The organism is Nocardioides sp. HB32 (assembly GCF_054058995.1).
This window is the reverse complement of the sequence record NZ_JBSSBS010000001.1, coordinates 594,509-606,112: the sequence shown is the minus strand read 5'-3', so window position 1 is coordinate 606,112 and position 11,604 is coordinate 594,509. Positions and strand designations below refer to the sequence as shown.

General features: G+C 71.7%; 6 protein-coding genes. 3 read left to right on the top strand and 3 right to left on the bottom strand.

Translation table 11 applies throughout. The features are described from left to right. Window positions 1–61: 61 nt before the first annotated feature. The 3 genes from sigK to ACVW2K_RS03110 form a co-directional block, all read right to left on the bottom strand. Window positions 62–664: an ECF RNA polymerase sigma factor SigK gene (gene sigK, locus ACVW2K_RS03120; RefSeq protein WP_028638469.1), complete on the bottom strand. Its 603-nt coding sequence runs from the start codon at window positions 662–664 to the stop codon at window positions 62–64. 19 nt (window positions 665–683) lie between these two features. Further along, window positions 684–1,331: a fasciclin domain-containing protein gene (locus ACVW2K_RS03115; protein ID WP_457201500.1), complete on the bottom strand. Its 648-nt coding sequence runs from the start codon at window positions 1,329–1,331 to the stop codon at window positions 684–686. A 73-nt stretch (window positions 1,332–1,404) separates the two neighbouring features. Then, window positions 1,405–2,901 (bottom strand): molybdopterin-dependent oxidoreductase, encoded by a 1,497-nt coding sequence (locus ACVW2K_RS03110; RefSeq protein ID WP_457201499.1) that lies wholly within the window; start codon window positions 2,899–2,901, stop codon window positions 1,405–1,407. Window positions 2,902–3,132: 231 nt separating this feature from the next. Here ACVW2K_RS03110 and ACVW2K_RS03105 point away from each other — a divergent pair, with 231 nt between their 5' ends. The 3 genes from ACVW2K_RS03105 to ACVW2K_RS03095 all read left to right on the top strand — a co-directional run bounded on the left by ACVW2K_RS03105 (window position 3,133) and on the right by ACVW2K_RS03095 (window position 11,594). Beyond that, window positions 3,133–8,538, top strand: a complete 5,406-nt coding sequence (locus tag ACVW2K_RS03105; protein WP_457201498.1) for a DUF7507 domain-containing protein — start codon at window positions 3,133–3,135, stop codon at window positions 8,536–8,538. A gap of 61 nt (window positions 8,539–8,599) precedes the next feature. After that, the gene (locus tag ACVW2K_RS03100) at window positions 8,600–9,346 is read left to right on the top strand and encodes an enoyl-CoA hydratase-related protein (protein WP_457201497.1); all 747 of its coding nucleotides are present in this window, start codon (window positions 8,600–8,602) and stop codon (window positions 9,344–9,346) included. A gap of 58 nt (window positions 9,347–9,404) precedes the next feature. Beyond that, a complete protein-coding gene (locus ACVW2K_RS03095) occupies window positions 9,405–11,594 on the top strand; it encodes a HelD family protein (RefSeq protein WP_457201496.1) in 2,190 nt (729 codons plus the stop codon). Window positions 11,595–11,604: the final 10 nt, after the last annotated feature.

Genomic DNA, 11,604 nt, shown 5'->3' with positions numbered 1-11,604 from the left:
GCTCCGTGCGCGCATGAGGCACATGGCACGCTGTCTTGGATGACGAGTTCGCTTCGCTCACTCATGAGCCCACCCCCAGGGCGTCGCGCAGCCGGATCAGTCCGTCCCGGATGCGGGTCTTGGCAGTGCCGACCGGCAGGTCGAGCATGGTCGCCACCTCCGTGTGTGTGTAGCCGCCGAGATAGGCGAGGCTGACGGCCTCGCGCTGCACCTCGGTCAGGTGCGCCAGCGCCCCCCTGACCCGGCGCGCCTCGAGCGAGGCCTGCGCGGCCTCGGCGGTCGAGTCGTGATCGACGGGCTGGTTGTGGTGCTGGTACGTGGTGTCGCGTCGCGATGCCGACTCCGCTGACCGGACCCGGTCCACCGACTTGCGGTGCGTGATCGTCAGCAGCCACGAGAGCGGACTGCCCCGGTCGGGGTCGTAGCGCCCGGCGGTGCGCCAGATCTCCAGGAACGACTCCTGGGTCACCTCCTCGGCCTGGGCCCGGTCACGCACGACGCGGAGCGCGAGGCCGAACACCCGCGACGCCGTGGCGTCGTACAGGAGGGCGAACGCGCGCTCGTCGCCGCGACCGGACGACCGGAGCAGGTCGACCAGGTCGGGAGCCGGCGGCCCGTCCTCGGGGGACGGGCCGCCGGACTCGACAGGCCGGATGTGGTCCACGTGTCGCTCCTCCTGCCCGTCAGGGCATCAGCACGGAGTCGATGACGTACACAGTGGCATTCGCGGTCGGGATGTTGCCGCACAGGACGTGCGCGTCGCCCGACCCCACGGTGAAGTCCTCGCCCGAGCCCTGCACCGTCAGGTCGTCGCCCTCGAGGGTCTGGTGCGTGCCGGCGAGCTGGTCGGGCGTGAGCTGGCCCGGCACCACGTGGTACGTCAGGACCTTGGTCAGCGTCTGCTTGTCGGCCAGGACGGCGTTCAGGGCCTTCTTCGGGATCTTCGCGAACGCGTCGTCGGTCGGTGCGAACACCGTGATGCCGTCGGCCGAGTTCAGCGTGTCCCCGAGGCCGGCCTCGCCGACGGCGGCGACGAGCGTCTTCAGCAACGGGTTCGCGCTCGCCGCGGTCGCGACCGGCTCGGTCGCCATCCCGTTGAACGAGCCGCCGCCGGAGCTGGGAACGGCGGCGCAGCCGGCGCCGAACGTCTGGGCGCCGGCGTCGACGGCGGCGTCCGACCCCATGTCGTCGGAGGGGCTGCTCATCGAGCTCGGGGTGTCGCTCGCGGTGGAGTCACCGGAGGAGTCGCTGCTGCTGCACGCGGCCAGCCCCATGCTGGCGGTGAGTGCGAGTGCGGCGATGCCACTGGTACGGCGGAGGGAGCGGTTCATGGTGTTGCCTTCCCGTTCGGGTCTGGTCGGTGAGTGGTTCGGAGCCGCTCGCCGACCGGATGGGTGACGTCGGTCACCTGACGTTGACGACGATCTGCTGCACGCCGCTGGACCCGGCCGGGAACGGCGTCGCGCGCGCCATCGTCTGCACCTCGCCGTCGCCGTCGGTCGCGCGTACGGCGAGGGTGTGCTGGCCGGGCTCGGCCGTCCACGGCAGGTACCACTGGCGCCAGTAGTCGCTGCCCGCGCTCGGGCCGAGCCGGGCGGGCAGCCACGCGCCGCCGTCGACGCGCACGTCGACCTTCTGCACGCCACCGCTGTGCTGCGCCCACGCGATGCCGCCGATCACGGTGCGCCCGGCGTCGACGGTCGAGAGCGGCTTCGGGGTGTCGATCCGGCTCGAGAGCTTGATCGGCGCGTCGGTCGCCCACTTCCGATGGGTCCAGTAGGCGTCCTGCTCGGCGTACGTCGTCAGCGTCATCCGGGTGATCCACTTGCAGGCGCCGACGAAGCCGTACAGGCCGGGCACCACCATCCGCGCCGGGAAGCCGTGCTCGCGTGGCAGCGACGCCCCGTTCATCCCGACCGCGATCATGGCGTCCCGGCCGTCGGTGGCGACGTCGAGCGGGGTGCTGATCGTCATGCCGTCGACGTCGGTGCTGAGGATCTGGTCGGCCTTCGTGCGGTCGATGCCCGCCTTGTCGAGCAGGTCGGTCAGGGGGACGCCGAGCCAGCGCGCGGCTCCGACGTACGTGCCGCCGACCTCGTTGGAGACGCAGGTGAGCGTGATGTCGCGCTCGACCAGCGGCATGGCGAGGAGGTCGTCGAGGGTGAGCGTCACCTCGTCGTCCACGTCCCCGTCGATGGTCAGCGTCCAGCCGTCCGGGTCGACGATCGGCAGCGTCAGCCGGGTGTCGACGCGGTAGAAGTCGGACCGCGGCGTGCGGAACGGCGTGATCCCGGGCACCCGCTGGTCCAGGCCGGCCGGGAACGGCCCGGCCGGGTCGGCGGCGGCCGGCAGGTCGATGCTGACCGGGCGGGTCCGGTACGAGGTGAGCCACTGCCCGGCCGCCCCGAGGCCGACCGCGGCGCCGACGAGGACCCCGCCGGCGAGCAGCACGCCGCGTCGCCCGCCGGCCTCCGGTGGCGTACTGGTACGGACCAGCCAGGCCAGCGCCGCAACCCCCGTGACCGCCGCCACGAGGCTCGGCAGCACGTCGCTCGGAGCGGCTCCGGGACGGCGCAGCGCGGCCACCGCGGGGATCGCCACGAGGACGAGGAGCAGGGCTGCGCCGTACCGGAAACGGCGTCGCGCGAGCAGCCCCGCGACCGCCGCGAGCAGCAGCACGCCCACCATCACCGAGCCCACCAGCACCGTCTTGTCGTGCGTGCCGAAGCGCTGGATGGCCCATTCCTTCAGGGGTGTGGGCGTCAGGTCGATCACCGTCGACCCGACCACCAGCACCGGTGACGACGCGGGCTCGAGAGCGGCGGCCACGACATGCCCGGCCGCGACCCCGACGAGGGCGGCGAGGACTCCGAAGCCGGCGTACAGCAGACGAGTGCGCATACAGCGCATTCGGAGCCGACCGGTTCTCAGGATTTCCTCAAGATGCCGCGGGCGACCCGCGGAGCCCCTACCGTTTCGCCGATCGCACCGTACTGCCCGGAGACGGGCTGAGGCTGGGGGGCCACCGCGATGAAGCCGCTGACGCGCGCACTCATTTCTGCGTATCCGCACGACCACGCTCGTCGAGCGGGCGTCGTCGTGCTCACCATGGCACTAGCTGCCCTGGCTCTCGTGCTGGTGCCTGCCGCACCCGCGCGTGCGGCCGGAGGTGGCTCGTCGTCCTCGCCGAGCTTCGTGTGCACCACCGACGTCGTGTACAGCGTCGACGGCAACACGCACGTGCTCAGCAAGGTCAACCCGACCGCCGGCACGTCCACGCCCAACGGGACGATCCCGGCCGACGGCAGCGACGACATCAACGCACTCGCGCTGCCGAGCGGCGGCGGTCGGTACATCTACGCCTTCAACCGGGCCGACAACTCGATCATCCGGTTCGACGCGACGACCAACGACGCCGACACCTGGAGCGCCCCGTCGAACTCCAGCGCCAGCAGCGTGATCGCGGGTGCGATCAACCCCGCGAACGGGATCTACTACTACGCCTCCGGCGGCTCGACCTGGAAGCTGTTCGCGTTCAACACCAACACGAACACCTCGATCGGCCAGGTCGGCACGTTCGGCGGCCTCTCGAGCAACGGCGACATGGCGTTCGACGCGACCGGCAACCTGTACGTCGTCAGCAACGCCAGCACCACCGCGGCCGGCACGCTGGCCCGCGTCAACGGTCCGCTGCCCACCACCGCAGGTACGACGGCGCTGACCGCGAACCTCCTGACCACCCTGCCGGACAACTCCGGCCAGTACGCCTCGATGGCGTTCAACGGCGACGGCTACCTGGTCGTCGGCACCGGCTCCGGCAAGGTGCTGAAGATCAATCCCTCCAGCGGTGTGCTCGTGCAGACCAAGACCGTCTCGCTGAGCCTGTCCGACATGGCCTCGTGCACGGCGCCGAGCGTCGCCTCGGCGCGTGTGGACCTGCCGCAGGGCCGCCACGACAGCGCCGACCAGTTCAAGGTCGCGATCACGGGCGGCGGCGTGACCACCGGCAACACCGGCACCACCACCGGCACGGACACCGGGCTGCAGGACGCCTCCGGCGAGGTCGCGGGCCCGGTCGTCGTGCTGCCGAGCACGACCTACACGATCACCCAGACCGCCTCGGGCGGCACGGACCTCAACGACTACACGACGACGTGGAAGTGCGTGAAGGCCGGCGACGGCTCGACGCTCTCCGAGGGCACCGGCAACAGCGGCACGTTCACGATGCCGAGCACCTCCGGCACGACCGCCGTCTGCACGTTCACCAACCTGCCGCTGCTCCCGGCGATCGAGATCGACAAGACCGCTGGCGCGATCAGCGACCTCGACGGCAACGGGCCGGACGCCGGCGACACGGTCACCTATTCGTTCAAGGTGACCGACACCGGCAACACCGCCCTCAGCAACATCGCCGTGACCGACGCCAAGGTCGGCGCGGTGACCTGCCCGCAGACGACGCTGGCGGTGGGCGCGAGCATGACCTGCACGCCCAAGAGCTACACGCTGCTCGCTGCCGACGTCACCGCCGGCAAGGTCGACAACACCGCCTCGGTCACCGGCAAGGGCCCCAACGGCGTGATCGTCACCGACGACGACACCGTCTCGACCATCGTGCCGGCCAACCCGAGGGTCGCGCTGGACAAGGTCGCCGGCGCGATCGTCGACCAGGACAGCAACGGCGCGGACGCCGGCGACAAGATCACCTACACGTTCAAGGTGACCAACACCGGCAACGTGCCGCTGACCTCGGTCGGCGTCACCGACGCGAAGGTCGGCACGGTGACCTGCGCGCCGACGACGCTCGCTCCGGGGGACTCCGTCACCTGCACGGCAGCGCCGTACGTCCTCACCCAGGCCGACGTGAACGCCGGCGTGGTGAACAACAGCGCGACCGCGAAGGGCACGCCGCCGACCGGCTCGGCGGTCACCGCGACCGACACCGCGACCGTCCCGGTCCCGTCGCTGCCGGCGATCGAGGTCGACAAGTCCGCGAGCACGCTCAAGGATCTCGACAGCAACGGCCCGGACGTCGGTGACGTGATCACCTACTCCTTCGTCGTGACCAACCGCGGCAACGTCGGGCTCACCCTCGTCGCGGTCAGCGACCCGAAGCTCGGCGGCACCATCCCGTGCCCGACGAGCTCGCTCGACCCGGGCCAGTCGATGACCTGCCCGAACAAGGACTACACGCTGACGCAGGCCGACGTGAACAACGGCCGCGTGGACAACACCGCGACCGCGACGGGCAAGCCGCCGACGGGCAGCAACGTCACCGACGAGGACTCGACGACGACGATCCTGACCGGCACCACGGCGCTCGTCGACCTCGACAAGGTCGCCGGCGCGATCGTCGACCTCGACGGCAACGGGCCGGACGCGGGCGACCGGATCACCTACACGTTCAAGGTCACCAACATCGGCACGGTGACGCTGAACCCCGTCTCCGTGACCGACCCGAAGGTCGGCACCGTGACCTGCTCGCCGAACCAGCTCGCGCCGGGCGCGTCCGTCACGTGCACCGCGCCGGCGTACGTCCTCACCCAGGCCGACGTCGACCTCGGCAGGGTCCAGAACACCGCGACCGCGCACGGCACGCCGCCGACCGGTCCCGAGGTCACCGACCAGGACACGACGAACAGCCCGGTGCCGGCGGCTCCGGCGCTGGAGCTCGACAAGTCGGCCGGGCCGATCGTCGACGGTGACAGCAACGGTCCGGACGCCGGTGACACCGTCACCTACTCGTTCACGGTGAAGAACACCGGCAACGTGACGCTGATCCCGGTGACCGTGAGCGACCCGAAGCTCGGCGCGATCACCTGCCCGGGCACCGCGCTGGCGCCCGGTGCGACGGTCGCCTGCACGAACAAGGCGTACGCACTGACGCAGGCCGACGTGGACGGCGGCACGGTGGCGAACACCGCGACCGCCCACGGCACGCCGCCGACCGGCTCCGAGGTCACCGACACCGACTCGACGACGACGCCGGTCCCGGCCGGGCCGTCGCTCTTCCTGGACAAGGTCGCGGGCTCGATCAACGACACCGACGGCAACGGTCCCGACGCCGGCGACACCATCGTCTACTCGTTCACGGTGAAGAACACCGGCAACGTGACGCTGAACCCGGTCACGGTCAGCGACCCGAAGCTCGGTGGCGCGATCAGCTGCCCGTCGGGTCCGCTCGCACCCGGTGCGACCGTCGCGTGCACCGACAGGACGTACGCACTGACGCAGGCCGACGTGAACGCCGGCACGGTGGCGAACACCGCGACCGCCCACGGCACCCCGCCGACCGGCTCCGAGGTCACCGACACCCACTCGACGACCACCCCGGTGGCGCCGAGCGCATCGATCAACCTGGTGAAGACCGCCAGCGCGGTACACGACCTCAACGGCAACGGCATCGACGACGGTGACACCGTGACCTACACGTTCAAGGTCACCAACGCCGGCAACGTCACGCTCACCAACATCACCGTCGCCGACCCGAAGGTCGGTCCGGTGTCCTGCCCGAGCAGCCCGCTGGCGCCGGGTGCGTCGGTCGACTGCGACCCGCGCACCTACACGCTGACCCAGGCCGACGTCGACAACGGCTCGGTCGACAACACCGCGACCGTCACCGGCAGCACGCCGACCGGCGGCACCGTGACGGACGACGACTCGCGGACCGTGGACCTGCCCGCCACCGGCTCGATCCAGCTGTCCAAGACCGCCAGTGCGGTCGACGACCTGGACGGCAACGGCCCGGACGCCGGCGACACCGTCAGCTACTCGTTCCAGGTGACCAACACCGGCAACGTGAAGCTCGACCCGGTGACGGTGAGCGACCCGAAGGTCGGTCCCGTGACGTGCCCATCGGGCGGTCTCGACCCGGACGAGTCCTTCGAGTGCACGGACGTCGTCTACACCGTCACCGCGGCCGACGTGACCAGCGGCGGCGTCGACAACACCGCGACGGCGACCGGCAGGACGCCGGACGGCGGCACGGTGCAGGACACCGACTCCACCCACACCCCGGTCCAGCCGACGGTGACCAACGTCAAGGTCGTCAAGACCGTCGACGACGCCACTCCGCGGGTCGGGGACGTGATCACCTACACGCTGACCGTCACCAACACCGGCGCGGCCAACGCCCACGACGTGGTGGTGACCGACGCCCTGCCGAGCGGCGTGACCTTCGTGTCCGCGGACGCCGCGTGCGACCGCTCCGGCTCGACGGTCCGCTGCGAGCTGGGCACGGTCCCGGCCGGGGGCACCCGGAGCGTCGACGTCCAGGTCAGGATCGACCCGCTGCCGGAGCTCGGTGCGGACCACCAGCACCTTTTCGACGTGCAGAAGGCCGAGGTCCAGGTCGACGTCGAGCCGGGCGACGAGGCCACCGGCACCGTCGTCTGCCCGACCGGGTACGTCGTGACCGACGGCTCGGGCCGCATCGACCACGTCGACCAGGGGACCGGAACGCTCGCCGACCTGCACATGACCGAGAACCACGCGGTCGGCAACGACAGCTGGCGAGCGCACTTCGTGAACGAGGCGACGGGACGAGCGCAGGCGAAGGTGTTCTCGGTGTGCGTGAAGACCGAGAGCGAGGTCGTCAACGGCCACAGCCACCACATCGTGGTCGGTGACCTGATGAGCCACACCGAGCCGCTGCCGCACGGCCGGACCGACGTCACGCTGAACTGTGGCCCGGGCCAGACCCCGATCCAGCCCGGCTACGTGCTCGACGGCATCGCGCCGGTCCTGACGACGTACCCGTCGGGCACCAACGGCTGGACGTGGGGGGTCGTCAACGACGGCGGCGCGACCACGGGCACGTTCACCATGCGCTGCCTGGACGACCTGGTCAGCGTCGCGGACGGGCACACCCACCACCTCGGGCTCGACGAGGTGCGTCAGCACATCACCGTCCAGCCTGGCCAGGAGGCGGAGTTCACGCTCAGCTGCGCGGACGACGCCAAGGGCATCGTGGCGGGCTACGACATCGACGCGGGCCTGGTCGTGCTCGGCAACGACCCACGGCCGATCATCCGGGTGTTCAAGTTCTACAACCCGACCAGCCAGCCGCTGAGCGGTGACCTGTACCTGCTCTGCCTGAAGAACCGCACCGAGAAGGGCGCCGACCAGGGCGGCCACGTCGTGAACACCGCGACCGTGACCACCTCGACCCCGGAGACGACCAGCGTCGACAACAGCGACAGCGTCAGCATCCAGGTCGACGACTCGCCGGTCGTCACGCCGCTGGCACCGCTCGCGGTGTCCGGTGCGACGGTGTCCGCGGCCGTCCGCTGCGGCAGCGGCGGGGGCACCTGCAAGGGCCGGGCCACGCTGGTCACGGCGTCGACGATCAAGGTCGGCGGCCGGACCATCAAGGCCGGGACGGTGCTCGCGAAGGGCGCGTACAAGATCCGGTCCGGCAAGAAGGGCATGCTGCGGCTGCACACGACCGCCGCCGGCAAGAGGGCCCTCGGGTCCAAGGCGCTCAAGAAGGCCACGCTGAGGATCGGCGGGGACACGCGGACGGTGCGCCTCCGGCACTGACACCAGGACCCCAGGGGGCGAGCTCGGGCCTGCGGCAGGCTCTCCTGTCAGGATGGGCCGCATGCCCGAGCTCGTTCACTACACCAGGTCCGGGGCGGTCGCGACGATCACCCTGGACTCGCCCCACAACCGCAACGCACTGTCGCGCCAGCTCGTGACGGAGCTCTTCGAGGGGGTCGAGCGGGCCGCCGCCGACGACGGCGTCCGGGTGGTGCTGATCACCGCGGAGGGCCGGGTGTTCTGCTCCGGCGCCGACCTCTCCGAGGCGTCGACCGGCGGGATGGACGAGGGTGCGCGCCGGATCGTGGAGCTGCAGCGACTGATCGCGACCCTGGACAAGCCGGTGGTGACGCGGGTGTACGGCGCGGTGCGCGCGGGCGGTATCGGCATCGTGGCGGCCTCGGACGTCGTGGTGGCCGCGGAGGACGCGACGTTCGCGCTCACCGAGGTCAAGCTCGGGCTGGCCGCCGCGATCATCTCGCTCACCGTGCACGCACGGATGAACCCCCGCGCGGCCGCGCTCACCACCCTCGGCGGCGAGGTGTTCAGCGGCGCCGACGCGGCGGCGTACGGCCTGGTCACCACCGCGGTAGCCGCCGACGCGCTCGACGACGAGGTCGCCCGGGTCTGCGCGTCGCTGGCCGGCGGCGCCCCGCAGGGCCTGCGTGAGTCCAAGCGGATCCTCAACCGCGAGCTGGTCGCCCGCATCGACGCACACGGCGCCGAGATGGCCGAGCTGTCCGCCCGGCTGTTCGCCTCCGACGAGGCGAAGTCCGCGATGACGGCGTTCCTGACACGGAAGAAGTAGCCGACGGGTACGCTTGTCGACTTGCCGGAATCGGTCCGGTACGAGGGGAAGACAGGCGTTGTCGGAAGAGCTGGTCGATCGGGAGATCGCCAACGAGCAGGCGTTCGTTGACCGGGTGTACGTGCAGCTGGCGGAGTCCGCCAGGGCCGCAGCCGAGATCGCGAAGGAGGGCCACAGTCGTGGCCGGCTCGGCCACGAGGGTGGTCTGGTGGAGCGGGACGCGATGGTGTTCCAGGCCGCGCGCCGGATCGCGCAGCTGGACGCCGCGCACGAGGGGCTGGTCTTCGGACGCCTCGACCTGCGCGGCGAGGTCGACCCCGAGCCGCGCTACATCGGCCGGATCGGCCTGCGGGACGCCAACCGGGACTCGCTGCTGATCGACTGGCGCGCTCCCGCCGCCGCCGTGTTCTACCAGGCCACCGCCGCGGAGCCGCAGGACGTCATCCGGCGCCGGGTTCTCCGCGCCGCGGGGAACGTCGTGGTCGGCGTGGAGGACGAGCTCCTGGACGCCGACGCGCTCGAGCAGTCTGGAGCGGACCTGCCGATCATCGGCGAGGGCGCGCTGATGGCCCAGCTCTCGCGGGCACGCGACCGCTCGATGCACTCGATCGTCGCGACCATCCAGGCCGAGCAGGACCAGGCGATCCGCGCCCCGGGCAAGGGCGTCGTCACGATCTCCGGCGGGCCGGGCACCGGCAAGACCGTGGTGGCGCTCCACCGCGCGGCGTACCTCCTCTACACCGACCGGCGGCGCTACGAGAGCGGCGGCGTGCTGATCGTCGGCCCGAGCGGCGTCTTCATGCGCTACATCGAGCGGGTGCTCCCGAGCCTCGGGGAGACGGCGGTCGCGCTGCGCTCGCTCGGCGAGGTCGTGGACGGCCTGCGCGCCACCCGGCACGACGAGCCGGCCGTCGCCGACGTGAAGGGCTCGGCACGGATGGCCGAGGTGATGCGGCGCACCGCGCGGCAGCAGGCGCCCGGCAGCCCCGCCGAGTTCCGGATCTTCTGGCGGGACGACACGATCGTGCTGGGCCGCGGCGACCTCGGCCGGCTGCGTCGCCAGCTGATGTCGCAGGGCCGGCGCAACCGGCAGCTCCCGCGCGTCGTGCCCACGCTGCTCGACGCGATGTGGCGGCAGGTGCGCGGCGAGCGCGGTCGCGACCGGGGCCGGGAGGCGTTCGACGACGACATGATGTCGACGCCGGCGTTCGTCGACTTCGCAGCCGCCTGGTGGCCGCCGCTCGACGCCACCGAGGTGTTCGGCTGGCTGCGGGAGCCGGAGTTCCTGGCCCGGGTCGCCGACGGCGTCCTCGGGCACGAGGAGCAGCGGTTGCTCGCGAAGTCGTGGACGGCCGGCGCCCCGTCGATCGAGGACGTGCCGCTCCTCGACGAGCTGCGGTACGCCATCGGGGACGTCCCGGCCCGCACCGACGACGAGCGCGACCTCGACGAGACCGGCCTGCTCGAGGGCGGTGTCGACGTCCAGGAGCTGTTCACGGCGGCGGACCGCGAGTTCGCGCCGAGCGGGCGGGCGTGGGCACCGCCCACCCACCGGATCGAGGACGACCCGTACGCCCACGTGCTCGTCGACGAGGCCCAGGACCTCACGCCGATGCAGTGGCGGATGGTCGGGCGCCGGGGCCGCACGGCGTCCTGGACGATCGTGGGCGACCCGGCGCAGTCCTCGTGGCCGGTGCCGGCCGAGGCGGCCGAGGCTCGGGCCGCGGCGCTCGAGGGCAAGGAGATCCACGAGTTCCACCTGTCCACCAACTACCGGAACTCCTCGGAGATCTACGCCTTCGCCGCGGCGTACGCCCAGCGGGTCGGCCTGGACGCCGACCTGCCGACCGCGGTCCGGTCGACCGGCGTCGAGCCGCAGGTCGTCGGAGGAGCGGCGGACCTCGAGTCCGCCACCCGCGCTGCGGTCGCCGAGGTCGCGGCGCAGGTCCAGGGCACGGTCGGCATCGTGGTCCCCGTCGCCCGGCGCTCGGAGGTCAACGCCTGGCTGGCGTCCTGGCCGGAGCTCGCCGACGACGCACCGGGCGCCCGGGCGGCCATCGACTCCTCGGTCACGCCGTCCGGGGAGGACCGGGTCGTCGTGCTCACCGGCCTGGACACCAAGGGCCTGGAGTTCGACGGGATCGTCGTCGTCCGCCCCCAGGAGATCGAGGACGAGTCGGCCACCGGCCGGGCGACGCTGTACGTCGTGCTCACCCGCGCCACGCAGCTGCTGACCTGCCTGAGCTGACGGCGAGAAC